We start from the raw sequence: 20,101 nt of genomic DNA on the forward strand, positions 1-20,101 counted from the left end.
CGCGCCACTGGAGAATGAAATGGAACCGCTGTTCTACGTCATGGCCATCATGGGCTGCGGTGACGGCAATTTGAACTGCATCGAGGCGCGGGTGATCCCGGCGCGGTACGAGACGATGGCGCAGTGCCGAGCGGCGTTGCCCGATCAGCTGGCGCAGAACACAGACGTTCCGTATCCAATGATCGGCGCTAACTGCCGTGCTCAGGGCCAGTTGATGGCGAAGACCGGCAAGGTAAAGTCGCAGGGCTAAACTGTTCCCCGCGCAGGCGGGGACCCAGACTGGACTCCCGCCTTCGCGGGAGAACAAGCTAGACGCCGGTAATCAGCGAGGCCGCGTCCACAGCCGGGCGTCTCGTACCGTGCGTGGATACAGTTTTTCCCGCCGAGCCGCCTCCCGCGCCGCCGTTGCGATAAACCCCAGCTTCTGCATCCCCGACGTCGTCACCCGGTGATCCCACGCATGCTCCCCACGCGCCGCCACGGTCCGTCCGATCGCCCCATAAATCCCCGCCGCCGACAACACTGCCCAGGCCGATCGAAACGACAGCGCCGGCGTCCCCTCCCGCGCACTAGCCTCGAACGCCGCAGCCCGATCCGCCATCCGCTTCGTCAACACCGCGAGCCGTGAGCGAAACGGCGGTTTCATGTGCTGCCCCGGCGGAAAGTCCATCTCGACCAACCACTCCTCGGGCAGATAGCACCGCCCGACCCGGTCATCCTCCTCGACATCGCGCGCGATATTGGCGAGCTGAAACGCCATTCCCAGGTCGCACGCGCGATCGAGCGTATCCTCGTCGTCGGGATCGACGCCCATCGCGATCGCCATCATGCACCCGACGACGCCCGCGACATGGTAGCAATATTTGTAGAGGTCGTTCTCGGATCGCGGCCGCCACTCGCGCGCATCCAGCGCAAACCCCTCGACCAGATCGCGCGCGAACCGCTTCGGCAGCCGCGTTTCGGCCGCGAAGATCCTGAGCGCATCGAACGCCGGCTCGCCAACGACCTCGCCAGCTAGCGCCTGCTCAGTCATGGCCGACAACTGCACCAACCGCGCCGGCGCGTCGTCGACCACGGTCATCCCGTGCCCATGATCCTGCCCATCGGCGATATCGTCGCACCGCCGGCACCACGCGTACAACAGCCACGCGCGCTCGCGCGTCGGTTTGTCGAACAACAGGCTGGCAGCGGCAAAGCTCTTCGACCCGCGCGAGATCGACTCATGCGCGGTAGCGACGATCGCCTCGCGCGAGGGGACGGGGTGGGTCACGACCTACCCCCCAGCGCTACCACCATTGCAGGCACCACCCCGGCGAAGGCCGGGGCCCAATTGGAAAGGTTGAAGTAACTGTGCGCAACGCAAACCAATTCACGGCCCTCAATTGGGCCCCGGCCTCCGCCGGGGTGGAGCAGGGTGTCGGGGTGCGATCCGAAGACCCTCACAAATCCGACGCGTTCATCCGCACGATCGGCTGCGTCGGCACATGCTCCGCCATCCGGTCGAGCAGTACGTCCAGCGTATCCGCCACGATCAGCAGATCCCGGTGCTGCGGCCGCAAGAACCCAACCTCACCCATCTTCTCCCAGAACGCGATCAGGTGATCGTAATACCCAGCGGTATTCAGCAGTCCGACCGGATCCGCATGATAGCCAAGCTGCGCCCAACTCAGCGCCTCCCAAAGCTCGTCCATCGTCCCCGTTCCGCCCGGAATCGTCACGAACCCGTCGGACAGGTCGGTGAACATCTGCTTGCGCTGATGCATGCCGCTGACGACGTGCAACTCGGTCAGCCCCCGATGCGCGACCTCGGCATCGACCAGCGCCTGCGGAATGACGCCGATAACCTCGCCGCCGCCCTCAAGCGCGCCATCCGCGATCGCACCCATCAGCCCGGTCCGCCCGCCGCCATAAACGAGGCCAATCCCCCGCTCGGCGAACGTCCGCCCGAGCGCGCGCGCGGCCTCGATATAGATAGGATCAGCCGGCGTTGCCGACCCGCAATACACAGCAAGTCTCTTCATCCTGCACCGCTAGGGGATGGCGGCGGGCGGCTGCAAGAAAAGATTTTGTTCGCGCAGAGGCGCAGAGAGCGCGGAGGAGAATCGCCCGGGACGGGCATCAACATTCCCCCCAACTTGGCGGAAAGTCGCTCCGCGACACGCGCAACACCTCAGCGTCCTCTGCGCCTCTGCGCGAAAAATTCTTACTTCTCGCCCTCCAACATCAACCGAGCAGTCGCCTTCGCACTCCCCACAACCCCCGGAATCCCAGCCCCCGGATGAGTCCCGGCCCCCACGAAGTACAAATTCGGAATATGCTCGTCGCGATTATGCACCCGGAAATACGCGCTCTGCGTCAGCACCGGCTCCAGCGAGAACGCGCTCCCCAGATGCGCATTAAGATCCTGCGCGAAATCCTTCGGCGCGTACGAGAATTTCGTCACGATCCGCTCATGGATATCCGGGATCAGCCGCCGCCCGATCTCGTCGAGGATGCGCTTCTCGAGGATCGGCGCGATCTCGTCCCAATCCACCGGGAATTTCCCGAGATGCGGCACCGGCGCCAGTGCATAAAACGTCGAATGCCCCTCCGGCGCCAGCGAAGGATCGGTCACGGTCGGATGATGCAAATACAGCGAGAAATCTTCCGACAGCACGCCGTGGTCGTAAATGTCCTCGAGTAGCCCCTTATAGCGCGGCCCGAACAGGATCATGTGGTGCGGAATGCCCGGCCAGGTGCCCTTGATCCCGAAATGCACGACGAACAGCGACGGCGAATATTTCTTCCGCTCGAGCGACCCGGTCTTGCGCTTGGCACTGCGCGACGTCGCCAGCAGGTCGCGGTACGTGTGCATGATGTCGCTGTTCGCCGCGATTGCATCCGCCCGGCCCGACCAGCCGCTCGCCGTCGTCACGCCGGTCGCGCGGTCGCCCAGAGTCTCGATCGACGTCACCGGATCGTCGAGCCGCAGCACCCCGCCCAGCCGCTCGAACTGAGTCACCAGCGCCGCCACCAGACGGTTGGTCCCGCCGCGTGCGAACCACACCCCGCCATCGCGCTCCAGCTTGTGGATCAGCGCATAGATCGCGCTTGTCGTCATCGGGTTGCCGCCGACCAGCAGCGTATGGAAGCTCAACGCCTCGCGCAGCTTCTCCGACTTCACGAAGCTCGACACGATCGAATAGACCGACCGCCACGCCTGGTATTTCGCCAGCGCCGGCGCCGCCTTGATCATCGACCCGAAGTCGAGGAACGCGACGTGGCCGAGCTTCTCATAGCCCTCGTGAAACACACCCGCCGAATATTGCAGGAACTTCTCGTATCCCGCCCAGTCGCCGGGATGCAGCTTCTCGATCTCGGCGCGCATCTGCACGTCGTCGTTGGTATAGTCGAAATTCGTCCCGTCGGGCCAGTTCAGCCGGTAGAACGGCAGCACCGGATCGAGCGTCACGTCCTCGCTCATGTCGCGCCCGGTCAGCGCCCACAGCTCGCGCAGGCAGTCCGGATCGGTGATGACCGTCGGCCCCGCGTCGAACGTGAATCCGTCGCGCTCCCAGAAATACCCGCGGCCACCCGGCTTGTCGCGGCTTTCGACGATCGTCGTCTGCACGCCCGCGGATTGCAGCCGGATCGCGAGCGCCAGTCCGCCGAAACCTGCGCCGATGACTATTGCGGTCTTCATGATGACATACTGCCTGCGATGGCGCGGACGGCGCGCACGATGGGGACGGGGGGCTTGCCGGTCAGAACGCGCGCCTTGTCGGAAAGCGTCGAGCGTCCGGCGTAGAAACGGCCGATGAGCGAGGGGGATAGGCGGTAGAAGCGTTCGAGGATGCGGTAGCGTTCCTCGGGTTCGGCGGCGCGGAACAACATCGTGTCGAGCATCCGATAGAAACCGCGCGACTTCCACGTCGCCCGCGCCATCGCATGCGTAGCGTCGTGGAGTTTCGCGCCCGAGAAATCGCCGAGGCCCGCCAGCATCGAAGCGGTCCGCACCGCATCGGGCAGCGAGTACCCCGTGGTCGGATGGAACATCCCCGCGCGCATCCCGGCCTTGGCGACATGCGCGCCACCCGAGCGCCAATACGCCTCGAAATCGCCACCCATCGCGACCGGCAGCACGCCCGATTCCACGCGCGCCGCCTGCGCCACCGCCCAGCCGCGCGCCTCGGCATAATCATGGACGCGGGTCGTGAGCGTCTCGACGTCCAGCTCGGGGGTGTCGCTGTAATAGGTGTCCTCGACGAACATCCGGTCGGCGGCGAGCGGCAGGCAATAGACGAAGCGATAGCCGTCGATCTGCGGCACGGTCGCGTCCATCACGATCGGCGTCGGGCTGCCGTGCGGCGCCTTCAGCACCAGTTCGCGCCCGACGAACTTCTGCCACGCCAGATCGAGCAGCGACAGGTCGCCCGGGCCCCGCACGTCGATCACGCCCTTGGCTTCGATCCGGTCGCCATCCGCCAGCACCACGGCGGTCGGACTCGCGCCCGACACTTTCCGCCCGAGCATCAGCGCATGCGGCGGCAGCGCGCGGCGCACTTCACGGTCGAGCCGCTCGCTCTCGATCGAATAATAGGTCGCGTCGATCGTCCGCGCATGCGCCGGAAACCGCACGTCGTACCCACGCCAGGCATGCACCACGAGCGGCGCGACGATCCAGCGATCCCCTTGAGCCACGTCGCTGCCGAAGAACGACCAGAGATGATTGCCGCCGACGACCGTTGCGGAGTCGATCAGCCGCACGTCGAGCGCCGGGTGCCTGGCCTTGAGCGCCAGCGCGATCATCCCGCCGGCCAGGCCCGCGCCGACGATCGCGACGTCGCAGGAGATCGTCGATGCCATCCGCTCGGACTAGCGCAAAGGAGCGAGCACGAAAACAGGCTTTCCGAAGCAATCGCGGCCGAAGACAACCTGCGTTGCCGGGAGCATGGGGGAGGCGAGGGAGGCGGGGCGGCAGACAGGAAAGGCTAACCTACCGATCCTCCCCGCAAGGGGGAGGTGGCAGGCGCTTGCCTGACGGAGGGGGAGGACAGGGAAACCGAGGTTCCGCATCCTCCCCCTCCGTCACCTCCCCAAGGCGCGGGAGGATCGAGCGATCGAGAATCGCGCCGTTCGCGCCGTGCGAAGGAAGAAAGCCGCTCTTGCCCCCCTCCCTGGAAGGGAGGGGCTGGGGGTGAGTCGGCGTCGGCATACCCGCACGCGAGTGGCTCAAGCTAGCCGACCCACCCCCGACCCCTCCCTTCCAGGGAGGGGAGAGCACGCGGAACAGATACCCGCCCTTCCAGGGAGGGGGAGTACGTGGCAACGATACCCCTCCCTCCAAAAAGGGGAGCGGGTCCAGCAACGGATACCCCTCGATCACAATCACCCTTAGACAGCACGGATGCCCGCGCCCACATCCGCCCCCACGCTCACCACCGCGCGCCTCACGCTAACCGCCCACACCGCCGCCGATCTCGAGGACTGCGCAGCGATGGCGGCCGACCCCCGCGTCTATGCAATGCTTACCGGCCAGCCGCGCACCCGCGAGGACGTCTGGATCCGCCTCCTCCGTTCGATCGGCCAATGGACGCTGTTCGGCTACGGCAGCTGGATCGCCCGCGACACCGCCACAGGCAACCTGATCGGCGAACTGGGCCTGATCGAGGCCCGCCGCGCAATCGCGCCCTCGATCGACGCGACGCCCGAAGTCGGCTGGACGCTCACCGGCGACGCGCAAGGCAAGGGCTACGCCTCCGAAGCGCTCGCCGCGATCCTCGCCTGGACCGACGCGCGCATACCCGCGACGACGTGCATCATCGACCCCGCCAACGCCCCCTCGATCCGGCTCGCCGAGCGCCTCGGCTACCGCCTGCGCACGACGGGCACGTACCGAGACGCGCCGATCCTGATCCTCGACCGCACCGCGCCCGGCGCTATTTCTGTGCGGTGACGACCGGCGTCTGCACCGATGCGATCGGCATCGGATCGCCCGCCCGGTCATAGAACGTCATCAACACCAGCCCCAAGGCCAGGATGCTGCCGGCGATCACGTAGATCAGCTTTTTGTGGTCCTTGCCCGTATCGCGGCCAATGTTTCGCCCCGTATCCCCGCGCGCGGCGCTATGGTTTGCCATGCATCACTCTCCGAATTGGCAGGTCATCCTGCTCTGGGGAAGGAAGCTATCAGGATTCGACCCACTGCATAGAGCCTATTGCAACGCCAACGGATTCTCTTGGGACTGCGCCTAAACCGCGTGGTTCAAGCCCGTCACCTTGGCGATAGTCATAATGTCCCGCAACTCCGCTTCCTGCGGCCCGGAATTGCGCCCGGTTTAGCAAACTAGCGACGTATCAACATTCGGCGCTCGGGACTCATGACAGTGCCGAAATTGCTCTTTCATGCCGGAAATTCGGCGGTTGCCCCTCTCGACTTAAAGCCTTGTTTCCCCGCGAAGGCGGGGACCCAGACTGGGCTCCCGCCTTCGCGGGAGAGCAAGCGGCGGGAGTGACGGCGTCGGAACGCGTGACTATGTCCGATCGGTATGAGTGCCGACCGGGCCGAGGACGCACCTCGCGCCGGAGGGCACGCGCTGTTCGCCGCCCTGATCCAGGCGACCCGCTCCCGACCGACTGCCAACGGAAGCTGTGGTACTTGCGCTACGGGTCCCGGCAATTCCGATCGCCGTCGGCATGCCAGGTTTGGCGATGGCGGTCGCGACGGGTATGGGCGGAGGCTATCATGTGGTGCGGGAGGTTTTCCCGCGGTTCATGTGGCGGAGAGCAATGGGGATACGGCCGATCACGGTCGGTCGCCATCGGCGACATCATGAACGATACGGGTGCAAACATGGCCATCATTTCCGAACCTGGGATCGGCTCTGCGACACCGGCGAACGCGGTGTTGAAGACTGGGCGGACCATGCCGCGGCGGCTGTACGGCGCGGCGGGTCTCGGCGCGGTGTGGATGATGCTGGCCGCGACCGCGCCGGTCACGCGGCTCGATGTCGAAGTCGACAATCTGCGCTCGGCGAAGGGCACGATCCGGATCTGCCTCACCGCGGATCCCGATAATTTCCCGGCCTGTGTCGACGATGCCAACGCGATGACCCGGTCGATCCCGGCCAGCGTCCATGCGACCAGCTTCCCCGGTCTGCCGCAACGCGCCTATGCGCTCGCGATCATCCACGACGAGAACAACAACGCCAAGCTCGATACGATCGCCGGCATCCCGCGCGAGGGCTATGGCTTCTCGCGCAACGCCGCGGTCCGGTTCGGCCCGCCGCGCTTTTCCGCCGCCGAGTTTACGCTCGCCGGTGATGCCGATATGCAACAGGTGAAAATGCGTTACATCTTCTGACGAATCGTAACGGACCGAAATTGGTTTCCCCGCGTTTCGCCGTGGAACCTTTTTGTCCGGAGCACGTCCTTGCGCGCATTCACTCTGTTTCTGTCTGCCGCATCCGCGGTACTCGCGACCGCCACTCCCGCTCTCGCACAGACCGATCCCAACCCGTCGCCGCCGATCACCAATCCTGCCGACAACAACCGTGTCACGGTCGCGCTCGGTGTGGTGTCGATGCCCGATTACGAAGGCGCGGACAGCAATTCCTTCACGCCCGCCGGTGCCGTTGTCGGCACGGTGCGCGGCCATGATTTCTTCCTGCGCGGGACGCAGCTGTACTTCAACCTGATCCCGAACACCGGTGCAGTCGGCACCAATTTCGAACTCGGCGTCATCGGCGGCATCCGTCGCGATCGTACCGGCGATATCGACAACCGCCAGGTGCGCGCGCTCGGCAAGATCGATACCGCCTATGAGCTCGGCGGCTATGTCGGCATCGCCCGGACCGGCGTCATCACCAGCGACTACGACACGCTCACCGCGCGCGTCGCCTACGTCCACGACGTTTCGGGCACCTATGACAGCTACGTCGTCACGCCGCAGGTGAACTACACCACGCCGCTGTCGGTGCGGACGCTCGTCTCGCTCGGCGTGTCGGCGGATTATGCCGGCAAGGGCTTCGGCCGGACCTATGCGGCAGTGACGCCGATCGGCTCGTTGAACAGCGGCCTGCGCACCTATGATGTCAACGACAGTGGTTTCCGCCGCGTCAACGCGTCGCTGTTCGTGGTGCAGAGCCTGTCGGGCGATCTCCGCCACGGCCTCGGCGTCGGCGCGGGCGTGCTCTACGGTCGCATGGTCGGCAAGTACAAGGACACCCCGATCGTCGCCGACGTCGGCGATGCCGATCAGTGGCTGGGCGCGGTTGGACTGACCTACACCTTCTGATCCCTCCACGCCCGCCGGTCTGTTTCGACAGGCTCGCAGGTCTTGCGAATAAATCACCCGCCCGGCGCATCCGGGCGGGTTTTTCGTGCGTACCTCGTTGTGGACTGGACTTTGCGATTACCGACCTTAAACCGTCATACGTCGCGATTAAGTCAATAAGAACAATACGATACCCGACCGTATCACCCACAAGGGGAGGACCCTGACATGACCGAGAGCGTGCACCTGATCGAAGCCCTCGATGCTCGCGCAGAGCGACGCAGCGAGCGGCGGGATTTCTTCAAGAACGCGCTCGGCGCGGCGGCGATCACCGCGGCCGGCGCGACCGCGCTGTCCTTCTCCAGTTCGGCATCGGCACAGACGATCACCGACGCGGACGTCCTGAACTTCGCGCTGAACCTCGAATATCTCGAGGCGCAGTTCTACTCGTACGCGGCCTATGGCACCGGTCTCGACAACAGCCTGTTGTCCGGCACCGGCCAGCAGGGCGCGGTTCTCGGCGGTCGTCAGGTCACCTTCACCGACCCGATCGTCCAGCAATATGCGCGTGAGATCGCGCAGGACGAGATCGCCCACGTCAAGTTCCTCCGCTCGGCGCTCGGCACCGCCGCCGTCGCGCAGCCCGCGATCGACGTCAGCGTCTCGCCGACCAGCGCGTTCTCGACCGCCGCGCAGGCTGCGGGTCTCGTCCCCGCCGGTACCGCGTTCGACCCCTATTTCTCCGACGAGAACTTCCTGCTCGGCGCGTTCATCTTCGAGGACGTCGGCGTGACCGCCTACAAGGGCGCCGCCCCGCTGCTGACCAGCAAGGCGTATCTCGAGGCTGCCGCCGGCCTGCTCGCGGTCGAGGCGTATCACGCCGCGATCGTCCGCACGACGCTCTACGGCAAGGGTATCGACACGCCGGCGCTGCGCACCTCGGCGGATGCGATCTCGAAGGCGCGCGACAGCCTCGACGGCGGTGGCGCGAACACGATGATGTTCGGCGCCGGCGATCTCGATCAGGGCATCTCGCCCTACAGCCAGACGCCGACCAACCTCGCGACGACGCAGGCCGCCGTCACGACGTCGAACATCGTGCCGCTCGATGCGAACGGCATCGCGTACAGCCGCTCGACCAGCCAGGTGCTGAACATCGTGTATCTCAACAGCGGTGCGGCCTCGGCAGGCGGGTTCTACCCGTCGGGCATGAACGGCAACATCAAGACGAGCGTCGCGGCGAGCTGATCCAGCCCAACGCCCTTCGCTTTCTTCGCTATTCAGGGGATTAACCCAATGACCGACATCAAGAATACGCTCGAGATCTTCGACGCGATCGAAACCCGCCGCAACGAACGCCGCAGCTTCCTCCGGTTCGCCGGCGGCAGCGCGGTCGCGCTCGGCGGCGCCTCGCTGCTCGCCGCCTGCGGTGGTGACGACAACGACAGCGTGACGCCGGCGCCGACCCCCACGCCGACCCCGGCGACCGGCGTGACCGACCCGGACGTGCTGAACTTCGCGCTCAACCTGGAATATCTCGAAGCGCAGTTCTACGCCTATGCCGCGTTCGGCGTCGGCCTCAACGCCAGCCTGCTGACCGGCGTCGGCACGCAGGGCGCGGTCGTCACCGGCACCGGTGCCGGCTTCCCGCGCCAGGTCGCCTTCCAGGACGTCGTCGTCCAGCAATACGCGCGTGAGATCGCGATCGACGAAGTCGCGCACGTCGCGTTCCTGCGCAGTGCGCTCGGTGCATCGGCCGCCGCCCAGCCCGCGATCAACATCTCGGGCGGCACCGCCGCCGCCCCTGGCGCGTTCAGCCTCGCGGCCCGCGCGGCAGGCGTGGTCGATGCGAACACCGGCGTGTTCGATCCCTATGCGGACGACAACAGCTTCCTGCTCGGCGCGTACATCTTCGAGGACGTCGGCGTCTCGGCCTACAAGGGCGCGGCCCCGCTGATCAGCAACAAGACCTATCTCGAGGCCGCTGCCGGCATCCTCGCCGCCGAGGCCTATCATGCCGGCCTGATCCGCACGATCCTCTACCGCAAGGGTCTGCAGACGCCGAACCCGATCACTGCACTGATCACCGGCGCCAACAAGATCAGCGACGCGCGCGACAGCCTCGACGGCACCGTCACCAACGCGACGACCGGCGTGATCGGCGACGACGACCAGGGCATCACCGGGTCGGACGCGACGATCTCGAACATCGTCCCGACCGACGCCAACGGCCTCGCCTACAGCCGGTCGACCGGCCAGGTGCTCAACATCGTCTATCTCAGCAAGGCCGCGGTCTCGCTCGGCGGCTTCTTCCCCGCCGGCGTCAACGGCTCGATCCGAACGTCTGCGGCAAACGCGTAGGGCGGCTTGCGCCAAGCTGGCGCAAGACTCGCCCAAGCGCGGCCAGCGCAGCACAGCACGCCACAAGGCGTAGCTTTGCTACGACTGACGGCGCGCGGAGTAACAGGAAAGGCCGTTGCTCCACCCAGGGCAGCGGCCTTTCTCGTTAGAGCCTCCCACCCCAGCAACAAACACCACCCCGGCGAAGGCCGGGGCCCAATTGGGGGACGGCGGTAACGATAGACGGTCCTTCGTCATATCCACCTTGCCAATTGGGCCCCGGCCTCCGCCGGGGTGGCGCACGCGAACTGCACGAGATCGCGCCGACCCCATCACGCCCGCGCACCCCCACCACCAAATTCCCCATTGCACCCCACTCCCAGCCGCCTATGCTCACCCCACCCCGGGGGAGCGCTTATCCGCGCTTGAGAGGAAGGCAGGAGCCTTCGACCCGCTGAACCTGATCCGGTTGATACCGGCGGAGGGAGGGAGCGGTCGCCACAGAACCGTAAGCCTTTGCTCCGAGACCCATAGGAGCAAGCGCATGGCCATCGATACGCAACCCACGACCGACATCGGCGTAACCACCGGCCCAATCCGAGGCTCCCGGAAAATCCACGTCGCGGTCCCGACCAGCCCCGACGTCCGCGTCGCCATGCGCGAGATCGTCCTCGACCCGTCGTGCAGCGAGCCCCCGTTACGCGTCTACGACACCAGCGGCCCCTACACCGACCCCCGCGCGCAAATCGACATCAACGCCGGCCTCCCCCAGCTCCGCCGTGCCTGGATCGAAGCCAGAGGCGACGTGGAATCCTACGAAGCCCGAGAACTCCGCCCCGAAGACAACGGCCAGCTAGGCCCCGACCGTTCCGGCGGCGTCCCCCAGTTCCCCGCCACCATCAAACGCCCCCTCCGCGCGCGCGACGGCGCCAACGTCAGCCAGATGCACTACGCGCGACGTGGGATAATCACCCCCGAAATGGAATACGTCGCCACCCGAGAAAACCTCGGCCGCGCCATGCTCAAAGACTACAGGCGCGACGGCGAATCCTTCGGCGCCAGCATCCCCGACTTCGTAACCCCCGAATTCGTCCGCGACGAGATCGCCCGCGGCCGCGCGATCATCCCCAACAACATCAACCACCCCGAATCCGAACCGATGGCGATCGGCCGCAACTTCCTCGTCAAGATCAACGCCAACATCGGCAACTCCGCGGTCGCCAGCAACGTCGCCGCCGAAGTCGACAAGCTTGTCTGGTCGATCCGCTGGGGCGCGGACACGGTGATGGACCTCAGCACCGGCCGCAACATCCACGACACCCGCGAATGGATCCTCCGCAACTCGCCCGTCCCGATCGGCACCGTCCCCATCTATCAGGCGCTCGAAAAGGTCGGCGGCGTCGCCGAGGACCTCACCTGGGAGATCTTCCGCGACACGCTGATCGAGCAGGCCGAGCAGGGCGTCGATTACTTCACGATCCACGCCGGCGTGCGCCTCGCCTACATCCCGATGACCGCGAAACGCGTCACCGGCATCGTCTCGCGCGGCGGCTCGATCATGGCGAAATGGTGCCTCAGCCACCACAAGGAGAGCTTCCTCTACGAGCGCTTCGACGAGATCACCGAGATCATGAAGGCGTACGACATCGCCTACAGCCTCGGCGACGGCCTGCGCCCCGGCAGCATCGCCGACGCCAACGATGAAGCGCAGTTCAGCGAACTCTACACGCTAGGCGAACTCACCCACCGCGCGTGGAAGAGCGACGTCCAGGTCATGATCGAAGGCCCCGGCCACGTGCCGATGCACAAGATCAAGGAGAACATGGACAAGCAACTCGAAGTCTGCGGCGAAGCCCCCTTCTACACGCTGGGGCCACTGACGACGGACATCGCTCCCGGCTACGACCACATCACCAGCGGCATCGGCGCCGCGATGATCGGCTGGTACGGCACCGCGATGCTCTGCTACGTCACGCCGAAGGAGCATCTAGGCCTCCCCGACCGCGACGACGTGAAAGTCGGCGTAGTAACCTACAAACTAGCCGCCCACGCCGCCGATCTCGCCAAAGGCCACCCCGCCGCCCAGATGCGCGACGACGCCCTGAGCCGCGCCCGCTTCGAGTTCCGCTGGAGAGACCAGTTCAACCTCTCCCTCGACCCCGACACCGCCGAACACTACCACGACCAGACGCTCCCAGCCGAAGGCGCCAAGACCGCCCACTTCTGCTCGATGTGCGGCCCAAAATTCTGCTCGATGAAGATCACGCAAGAGGTGAGGGACTTCGCGGCAAAGCAGAATGCGCCGGCGGATACGTTCCTCGCGGCGGACGTCGATCAGACCGACACAGACCGAGCGATTTTCGCCAAGGGCAGCCATGCCGATGCGGAAAAGGGCATGGCCGACATGAGCGAGCGCTTCCGCGAAAAGGGCAGCGAAATCTACCTGCCAGCGGAGTGATGCGTATTCTGCGGGGCAAATCCGTACCCCGCAGGATCACGCGCTGCCGAGCAAGATGTGCTCGACGATCGTTCGTACTTCTTGCCAAATGTCGGGCAGATACGACGCCAATAGCCGCTCGACCGCGAACGTCGGGTCGTACAGGGTCCTGCCGTTCGTATCGATGAAACCACGCCAGGCCCGGCCCGTCTGCGTCTCGGCATGAAAGACGAAACCGCGATAGCCGAGATCCGGGAGATCGACGACCCGTGGCGCGTGCTCGCTTAACGAGGCCAGCCGTGTCACCAGGGCCGTAGAACCAGGCGCGTCGAGCTCCCAGACCGGGTTTGGCCGGCCGCTGAAGATGTCGAGCTCGACGCGCATGCTGCAGGCCTAGCTTTAGTTTATGACGACGGACTTGCCGGCATAGAAGTAGCTGCAGAAATTGGTGTAGGGGCCCCGCGCGCAGGTTTCCGGATTGGTGATCACGACGCCGTTGCTGTCGAAGTTGCGCGCGGCGGTACCGCCCGGCTTGTGGGCCCAGAACCCTTCGCGCTGATGCCGATACCAGTGGTAATCCCAGCCCGGCGCGATCACCAGCGCCATCAGGCGGCGAGGGAACTGGGTGGCCGGCAAACACTCGCAACGATGCTTCAGGCCATCCGCCATCGCCGCGGTGGTGACGGTGTTGCACGCCATTGTCGACGTCATCGCGCCGTGCGCACGCCCTGGTTGCGCGAACGTGTTGGTGCGCCAGTTGCGCGCGTAATTATAACAGTTGTTGTAGGGCTGGGTCGCGCTTGTGTTCCAGAACGCGGGATTGAACTTGCTGACCTCATACTCGCATTTATCGCATTTCGGATCGTGGATCGTGCTGATCAACGGGTTCGATCCGGGCTTTGGCGGCGCGGGCGGCGGTGAGGGGAGCGATTCCGGAGGCGCCGGCATGCGCGCGGTCAGGTCCATCCATTCGAGCGCGACGTCGCGCAGCTTGGCATCGAGCGGGGTCAATGCGTGCTCAAGCAGGCGGACTTCGGAACGGATCGGCATCGCTTCGATCAGTTTTCGCGCGATCTCGCCACTGACCTTGGTATCGCTCGCCCCCGATGATCCGAGCGCGAAGGGCATCGTAAGCTCGCGGCCGGAGTCGGCGTCGTCCAACATCGTCGCGATGCGGACTTCGCGAAACCCCAGTCCTGTATAGCCCTCGCCAGGCTCCGTGACGGCGCCCCGGGCTTCACTGGCCAAGCCCAGTACTCGTTTCACCTCCTCGTCCTCGGTGACGAGCCAGGTCGGGTTAGGCCGACCCGAAAACATGTCGATTTCGATGCGTAGCATGACGGTCTTGCTCCCTCTCCAAAATGCCGCGCGTCTTGATCAGGCTGGATCTATCGACACCGGATAGCGCGCTGCTTTGCATGCGGGCTTGTCTGGATAGGAACACTCGATCCCGCGCCGCGATTCGATTAGGCGCAGGATCAAGAAAGGTTGGCAAACCGCCGCCCCCTTAAGACTGCTCCGATTCGAGGGTTATTAGGAACGCCTTGCGTATACCGCATAGTATGCGGCTGATGAATCAGTACATATTGTCGAAATCTACTTCAGTCATATTGAACCGAATCTTTGAAGTCGAGCTACATCAACAGCGCATACGCCACGCGAATACAGCAGGGGCGCTAACGCAAGGGCTCGAGATAGGGTTTTACCACGACTCACCGCTTCCGAACGAACTCCGCGCGCAGCACCAGTCCCTTGATTCCCTCGTACCGGCAGTCGATCTCCTGTGCGTCGCCGGTTAGCCGGATCGACTTGATCAGCGTGCCGCGCTTCAAGGTCTGCCCCGCGCCCTTCACGGTCAGGTCCTTGATCAGCGTCACCTGGTCGCCGTCCGCCAGCACGTTGCCGACCGAATCGCGCACCACCACCGCGCCGTCATCCGCTGCAACCGCGGTCGCAGCATCGCCCGCAACCCATTCGCCGGTCGCTTCGTCGTACACATATTCGTCGCTCATCGGTCGGTCTCCGGCAGCGCCCAGTCGATCGGGGTGCGGCCCTTGGTTTCGAGAAAGTCATTGGCCCGGCTGAACGGCCGCGATCCGAAGAACCCGGTCCGTGCCGCCAGCGGCGACGGGTGCGCGGACTGGATCACCAGATGTCGCCCGCCCTTCGCTACGTCATCGACGAACGCCGCCTTCTTTTGCGCATACGCCCCCCACAGCAGGAACACGACCGGTTTGTCCTGCGCGTTCACCGCCGCGATCACCGCATCGGTAAACCGCTCCCACCCCCGCTTCTGGTGCGACGCAGCCTCCCCCATCCGTACGCTCAGCACCGCGTTGAGCAACAGCACGCCCTGCGCGGCCCAGTGATCGAGCATGCCGTGGCGGGCCCGCGGGATCCCGAGATCCGCCTCCAGCTCCTTGTAGATATTCACCAGGCTAGGCGGCGTCCGCACGCCCTTCCGCACCGAGAAGCTGAGGCCGTGTGCCTGCCCGTCGCCGTGGTACGGATCCTGCCCCAGGATCACGACCCGCACCTGATCTAGCGGCGTCAGCTCCAACGCGCGAAACCGATCCGCATCCTCCGGAAACACCCGAGCCCCCGCCGCCCGCTCGGCGTCCAGAAAGGCACCCAGCGCCCGCATGTACGGCGCGTCGAACTCGGCGGTGAGCGCCTGCCAGCTTGCGGGGAGCGTATGATCGATCATCCCCGCCGCATGTCGGACAGGGCAGGGCAGTGTCAATCGCCGTTGCCCCAAAGCCGTCATCCTGGGCTCGACCCAGGATCCAGAGCCGCGAACGCCGTCCGTTTGGCTCTGGATCCCAGCGTTCGCTGGGATGACGGAGGAATGAGCCGGTCTCACGCCAAGGGCTCGCACAACGCGCCTCGCCCCATTATGTGAGCGCCCATGACCGAGATCACCGTCGCCGCGCTGCAGCTGGGCTTCACGCCCAACATCGACCGCAACATCGCCAACGTCTCGCGCCTCGTCCACGAGGCCGCCGCGAAGGGCGCGCAGGTCATCCTGCCGCCCGAGCTGTTCGAAGGCGAGTATTTCTGCCGCGTCGAGGACGAGGGGCTCTTCGCCAACGCCGCACCCGTAGGCGAGCACAAGGCGGTGCTCGCGATGCAGGGGCTCGCCGAGGCGCTCAAGGTCACCATCCCGACCAGCTTCTTCGAGGCGGACGGCCCGCACCATTACAACAGCCTCGCGATGATCGGCCCCGACGGCAACGTGCAGGGCGTCTACCGCAAGAGCCACATCCCCGACGGCCCCGGCTACGAGGAGAAGTTCTACTTCCGCCCCGGCAACACCGGCTTCAAGGTCTGGCCGCATGCGTCGGAGGCCGGGCGGACGACGCTCGGCGTCGGCGTCTGCTGGGACCAGTGGTACCCGGAGACGGCGCGCGCGATGATGCTGATGGGCGCGGAAATTCTGTTCTACCCGACCGCGATCGGCAGCGAGCCGCACGACACGTCGCTCGACACCGCGCGACTGTGGCGCCGCGCCATGGTCGGCCACGCGGTCAGCAACGTCGTCCCGATCGTGGCCGCCAACCGCGTCGGCGTCGAGCACGGCCAGACCTTCTACGGCACCAGCTTCATCGCCGACGAGCGCGGCGACATCCTGGCGGAGCTAGGCCGCGACGACGAGGGCGTGATCACCGCGACGATCGACCTCGACATCGTCAAGCGCCACCGCGCCGCGTTCGGCTTCTTCCGCGACCGTCGCCCCGACCTGTACGGCCGTCTGGTCCAGGACATCTGACCTCTCGATCCTCCCCCGCCAGGGGGAGGTGGCTGGCGCTTGCCAGACGGAGGGGGAGGAAAGGGTGACCGAGGTTCCGTGTCCTCCCCCTCCGTCACCTTCGGCGACACCTCCCCCTGGCGGGGGAGGATCGAGAGCTCAGAACCAAGCCGACCCCGCCAACACCGCCCCCACCAGCGCAGCCGCGCCCGCAACCCAAAGCAACCACCGCCGCCCGGTCAGCGCCGTGATCGACGCCAGCGCGATCGCCACCTGAATCGCGGTCACCGCCAGCGCCAGCTTCGTATGCGGCCGCAGAGCCTCATCCGACTCCCCATCCGCCGCCGCCGAGCGTCGATCGAGCGTCTCCGCCTCCCGCTTCAACGCCGTCCCCCGCGCCTTGTACCGCGCGATATCCGCCCGGTGCGTCGCCATCTGCGTCGCACCGAACCCGGGCGGCGCGAGGTCGACCTCCATCTGCGCGATATGCCGCTTCAGGTCTTCCGCCTGGTAATAGCCCCACGCATCGGACGCTTGAGCCTTGATCAGCACCGCCTCGTTCTTGTGGAGCAGCGCCTCGTTCTGCGTATGCCCGCCGAGGAAGCTGGTCACCGCCGCCAGCGTCGCCAGGATCGCGGTGAACAAAGCGATCCGCTGGTCGAACGCTTCCCCGCCGGCCGCGCGTTCCTCCGATAGCTGCTCATGCAACCCGCGCACTTCGAAATCATCGTCCATGCTCGTTGCTCTGGCCCTCCGCGCGTGACTGGACCCTGATGATCGAGTGACATATTCGTCAGCGCGTCATGATCCGCCCTCGCTCTATACTGCTAGCTTTCACGCTCCTCGCCGGCTGCGCAACGCCGTCGGTGAAGACCATTCCACCAAGCGATCACTTCAACGGAACGCGCTTCTTCAACCCCGACGGCGTGCAGGGCAGTACCGGCGAGCAGAAGCAGGGCCCGGTCGCGCTGCTCCGCAATCTGGTAAAGCCGCCCTACCGAAGCTGGCCCAAGGTACCCGTTACCCCGACGCGGCCTCCGGCCCGTGTCGAGGGCCAGACGATGCGCGTCACCTGGATCGGCCATTCGACCGTGCTGGTGCAGACGGAAGGACTCAACATCCTCACCGATCCGATGTGGCTCGAGCGCTCGTCGCCGGTCCAGTTGCTCGGCGTGAAGCGAGTCCGCCAACCGGGCGTGCGGCTTGCGGACCTGCCCAATATCGACCTGATCCTGCTCAGCCACGACCACCGCGACCATCTCGACATGCGTGCGATGCGAACGCTCTGGCACCGCGACAAACCGCTGATCGTGACCGGCCTCGGCAACGACCAGATCCTCGCGCGCAGCGGCGTCCGTGCGGTCGCGCGAGACTGGGGCGGGCGCGTGACGTTGCGTCCGGGCATCGACGTGATCGTCGACCGCGCGCATCACTGGAGCGAATACGACCCCGGCGACCGCGACAAGACGCTCTGGGCGGGCTTCACTGTGACGCTACCCGGTGGGAACCTGTATTTCGCGGGCGACACCGGACCGGGCGACATGCGCTGGGCAACAGAGGCGCGCGCAGCCGGCCCGGTCCGCCTCGCGATCCTGCCGATCGGCGCGTATCATTTCGCGGGGCACGAGACCGACAACCACATCGGCCCGGACCAGGCGGTGACCGCGTTCGAACAGCTCGGCGCGGCGTACGCGATCGGCGTCCACTGGGGCACGTTCGAGCTGACGTCAGAGGGTATCAACGAACCACCCGAGCATCTCCGCGCCGCTCTGATCCGCGAACACATTCGCGCCAACCGCTTCCGTACGCCAGAGGCCGGCGAGCCCTGGGTGATCGAGTAGCGCCCAATCCCCGGAGTTACACAGGAACCCACCGTTTGCACCTCCCCGGCGGAGGCCGGGGTCCAGTTGGGAAACACCGCTAATTAACCACTGCGTCCCGTTACTACGGCCTCACCAACTGGACCCCGGCCTCCGCCGGGGAGGTGCGTCTTTCTACTGCGAGAGGCACTGACGTGTTGCGGTCCCGGGATTTAAGTGAGCGTTTCAAACCGCCCCGCGCAACTCCAGCGCCCGCTTGAACACCGCGTCGAACATCTCCGCCGTCAGCACGCCCGTATTCACGTTGTACCGCGAGCAATGGAAGCTATCGATCAGCACGCGGCCATCGGGCATCACATGCTCCGCGCCATGTGCGAACCGAGCCTTGGGCAACCGCCCCCCGAGCATCTTCACCGCAGACTGATGCGCGATATGCCCCAATGCCACGAACACCCGTGCGGTCGGCACCGCATCCGCCTGCGTCTCGAGGAACGGCCGGCAGGTGCGGATTTCCTCCGGCGTCGGCTTGTTCTCGGGCGGCAGGCATTTCACGGCGTTGAGGATGATCGCGCCGTCCAGCGCCAGCCCGTCCTCGGCCTTCGCACCATAAGTCCCGGTCGCAAGCCCGAACCGCCCAAGCGTGTCGTACAGGAACTGCCCCGCATAATCGCCGGTGAACGCGCGGCCCGTGCGGTTCGCGCCATGCTTGCCAGGCGCGAGGCCGATGATGCCGAGCCAAGCAGCCGGATCGCCAAAGGCGGGAACCGGCGCGTTCCACCAGGTCGGGAACTCGGTCCGCAACTGCTCGCGCACGGCGACGAGGCGAGGGCAGAGCGGGCAGTCATGCGGCGGCTCGGTCTCGGGCAGCGCGGAGACAGGCGCGAAGACGGTCGTGACGTCGACTTCGCCGGTCTCTTCGAGGGTTTCGGGAAGCTCGGAGGTGTAAGGTGTGGAATCCATGGGATTGCGCTAGGCGGACCAAATGTCGCCTGCAACCCCGCTCCCGCCGATCGCGCAGGCCGCGACCACCTACGCGATCGCGCTCGGCTCCAACCGACGCGGCCGTAACGGGAGCCCCGAACACGAGATCGCCGCCGCTTTGGAAACCCTCGGCACTGTCGTCGCACGATCGCCGACCGTCGCCAGCGCACCATTAGGCCCCTCGAACCGCCGCTACGCCAACGCCGTCGCGCTGATCGAAACGCAGGAGGACCCCGCCGCATTGCTCGTCCGCCTCAAACACATCGAGCGCACGTTCGGCCGCCGCCCCGGTCGCCGCTGGGGCAGCCGCGTCATCGACCTCGACATCATCCTCTGGTCGGGGGGCGCGTGGTCGTCACCCGGGCTCACCGTTCCCCATGCCGCGTTCCGCACCCGCAGCTTCGTCCTCGGCCCCCTCGCCAGCCTGATCCCGCAATGGCGCGATCCGCTGACCGGACGAACGATCCGGCAATTGGCGCAATCGGTTGACCGAAAGCGGCCACGCGATTAGGTGCGCGGTC

Annotated in this window: 21 protein-coding genes and 1 riboswitch; of the genes, 10 read left to right on the plus strand and 11 right to left on the minus strand. The window is 65.8% G+C overall.

The genetic code is table 11. The features are described from left to right. The first annotated feature begins 19 nt into the window (after window positions 1-19). On the plus strand, window positions 20-250 hold the full coding sequence (locus C8J43_RS04355) for a hypothetical protein (RefSeq protein WP_133029834.1): 231 nt from the start codon (window positions 20-22) through the stop codon (window positions 248-250). 72 nt (window positions 251-322) lie between these two features. On the opposite strand, the gene C8J43_RS04360 is transcribed toward C8J43_RS04355, so the two are convergent. The 4 genes from C8J43_RS04360 to crtY all read right to left on the minus strand — a co-directional run bounded on the left by C8J43_RS04360 (window position 323) and on the right by crtY (window position 4,845). After that, a complete protein-coding gene (locus C8J43_RS04360; protein ID WP_133029835.1) occupies window positions 323-1,270 on the minus strand; it encodes a phytoene/squalene synthase family protein in 948 nt (315 codons plus the stop codon). A gap of 169 nt (window positions 1,271-1,439) precedes the next feature. After that, window positions 1,440-2,021: a TIGR00730 family Rossman fold protein gene (locus C8J43_RS04365; protein ID WP_133029836.1), complete on the minus strand. Its 582-nt coding sequence runs from the start codon at window positions 2,019-2,021 to the stop codon at window positions 1,440-1,442. Window positions 2,022-2,203: 182 nt separating this feature from the next. Further along, window positions 2,204-3,682 carry a phytoene desaturase gene (locus C8J43_RS04370; RefSeq protein WP_133029837.1) on the minus strand — a complete coding sequence of 493 codons (1,479 nt, stop codon included), beginning with the start codon at window positions 3,680-3,682 and terminating at the stop codon, window positions 2,204-2,206. After that, the gene (gene crtY / locus C8J43_RS04375; RefSeq protein ID WP_133029838.1) at window positions 3,679-4,845 is read right to left on the minus strand and encodes a lycopene beta-cyclase CrtY; all 1,167 of its coding nucleotides are present in this window, start codon (window positions 4,843-4,845) and stop codon (window positions 3,679-3,681) included. Before crtY ends, C8J43_RS04370 begins: the two co-directional genes overlap by 4 nt. A 541-nt stretch (window positions 4,846-5,386) precedes the next feature. Between crtY and C8J43_RS04385 the strand changes: the two genes are divergently transcribed. Then, a complete protein-coding gene (locus tag C8J43_RS04385; RefSeq protein ID WP_133029840.1) occupies window positions 5,387-5,935 on the plus strand; it encodes a GNAT family N-acetyltransferase in 549 nt (182 codons plus the stop codon). Here the strand turns inward: C8J43_RS04385 and C8J43_RS04390 are convergent. Then, window positions 5,919-6,119, minus strand: coding sequence for a hypothetical protein (locus tag C8J43_RS04390; RefSeq protein ID WP_133029841.1), 201 nt, complete (start codon window positions 6,117-6,119; stop codon window positions 5,919-5,921). The genes C8J43_RS04385 and C8J43_RS04390 overlap by 17 nt on opposite strands. Window positions 6,120-6,832: 713 nt before the next feature. Between C8J43_RS04390 and C8J43_RS04395 the strand changes: the two genes are divergently transcribed. From C8J43_RS04395 to thiC, 5 genes are all read left to right on the plus strand, one after another. Beyond that, a complete protein-coding gene (locus C8J43_RS04395; RefSeq protein ID WP_243645401.1) occupies window positions 6,833-7,342 on the plus strand; it encodes a DUF2141 domain-containing protein in 510 nt (169 codons plus the stop codon). Window positions 7,343-7,411: 69 nt separating this feature from the next. Beyond that, window positions 7,412-8,275 (plus strand): MipA/OmpV family protein, encoded by an 864-nt coding sequence (locus C8J43_RS04400; RefSeq protein WP_133029842.1) that lies wholly within the window; start codon window positions 7,412-7,414, stop codon window positions 8,273-8,275. 207 nt (window positions 8,276-8,482) lie between these two features. Then, window positions 8,483-9,502 carry a ferritin-like domain-containing protein gene (locus C8J43_RS04405; RefSeq protein WP_133029843.1) on the plus strand — a complete coding sequence of 340 codons (1,020 nt, stop codon included), beginning with the start codon at window positions 8,483-8,485 and terminating at the stop codon, window positions 9,500-9,502. Between the two features lie 48 nt (window positions 9,503-9,550). Continuing rightward, the gene (locus tag C8J43_RS04410; protein ID WP_133029844.1) at window positions 9,551-10,615 is read left to right on the plus strand and encodes a ferritin-like domain-containing protein; all 1,065 of its coding nucleotides are present in this window, start codon (window positions 9,551-9,553) and stop codon (window positions 10,613-10,615) included. A 373-nt stretch (window positions 10,616-10,988) separates the two neighbouring features. After that, a riboswitch (TPP riboswitch) is annotated at window positions 10,989-11,098 on the plus strand. A gap of 40 nt (window positions 11,099-11,138) precedes the next feature. Further along, window positions 11,139-13,052 carry a phosphomethylpyrimidine synthase ThiC gene (gene thiC / locus C8J43_RS04415; protein WP_133029845.1) on the plus strand — a complete coding sequence of 638 codons (1,914 nt, stop codon included), beginning with the start codon at window positions 11,139-11,141 and terminating at the stop codon, window positions 13,050-13,052. A gap of 36 nt (window positions 13,053-13,088) precedes the next feature. Here thiC and C8J43_RS04420 read toward each other — a convergent pair whose 3' ends face one another. From C8J43_RS04420 to ung, 4 genes are all read right to left on the minus strand, one after another. Continuing rightward, window positions 13,089-13,415: a hypothetical protein gene (locus C8J43_RS04420; RefSeq protein ID WP_133029846.1), complete on the minus strand. Its 327-nt coding sequence runs from the start codon at window positions 13,413-13,415 to the stop codon at window positions 13,089-13,091. Between the two features lie 15 nt (window positions 13,416-13,430). Beyond that, entirely contained in the window at window positions 13,431-14,369 is a 939-nt protein-coding gene (locus tag C8J43_RS04425) for a hypothetical protein (protein ID WP_133029847.1), read from the minus strand. Window positions 14,370-14,743: 374 nt separating this feature from the next. After that, entirely contained in the window at window positions 14,744-15,043 is a 300-nt protein-coding gene (locus C8J43_RS04430; RefSeq protein WP_133029848.1) for an alkylphosphonate utilization protein, read from the minus strand. Further along, window positions 15,040-15,738: a uracil-DNA glycosylase gene (gene ung / locus C8J43_RS04435; protein ID WP_133029849.1), complete on the minus strand. Its 699-nt coding sequence runs from the start codon at window positions 15,736-15,738 to the stop codon at window positions 15,040-15,042. The genes C8J43_RS04430 and ung overlap by 4 nt, the downstream gene beginning before the upstream one ends. A 201-nt stretch (window positions 15,739-15,939) precedes the next feature. On the opposite strand from ung, the gene aguB reads away from it, so the two are divergent. Further along, a complete protein-coding gene (aguB, locus tag C8J43_RS04440; protein ID WP_133029850.1) occupies window positions 15,940-16,800 on the plus strand; it encodes an N-carbamoylputrescine amidase in 861 nt (286 codons plus the stop codon). 138 nt (window positions 16,801-16,938) lie between these two features. Here the strand turns inward: aguB and C8J43_RS04445 are convergent, their stop codons facing one another. Beyond that, window positions 16,939-17,514, minus strand: a complete 576-nt coding sequence (locus C8J43_RS04445) for a DUF4337 domain-containing protein (protein WP_133029851.1) — start codon at window positions 17,512-17,514, stop codon at window positions 16,939-16,941. A gap of 68 nt (window positions 17,515-17,582) precedes the next feature. Between C8J43_RS04445 and C8J43_RS04450 the strand changes: the two genes are divergently transcribed. After that, window positions 17,583-18,620 (plus strand): MBL fold metallo-hydrolase, encoded by a 1,038-nt coding sequence (locus C8J43_RS04450; RefSeq protein ID WP_133029852.1) that lies wholly within the window; start codon window positions 17,583-17,585, stop codon window positions 18,618-18,620. Between the two features lie 204 nt (window positions 18,621-18,824). Here C8J43_RS04450 and C8J43_RS04455 read toward each other — a convergent pair whose 3' ends face one another. After that, a complete protein-coding gene (locus tag C8J43_RS04455; protein ID WP_133029853.1) occupies window positions 18,825-19,559 on the minus strand; it encodes a uracil-DNA glycosylase in 735 nt (244 codons plus the stop codon). A gap of 22 nt (window positions 19,560-19,581) precedes the next feature. Here C8J43_RS04455 and folK point away from each other — a divergent pair, with 22 nt between their 5' ends. Continuing rightward, window positions 19,582-20,091, plus strand: a complete 510-nt coding sequence (gene folK, locus C8J43_RS04460) for a 2-amino-4-hydroxy-6-hydroxymethyldihydropteridine diphosphokinase (RefSeq protein WP_133029854.1) — start codon at window positions 19,582-19,584, stop codon at window positions 20,089-20,091. Window positions 20,092-20,101 lie beyond the last annotated feature (10 nt).

Source organism: Sphingomonas sp. PP-CE-1G-424, assembly GCF_004341085.1.
In the GTDB taxonomy this organism is placed as follows: Bacteria; Pseudomonadota; Alphaproteobacteria; order Sphingomonadales; family Sphingomonadaceae; genus Sphingomonas.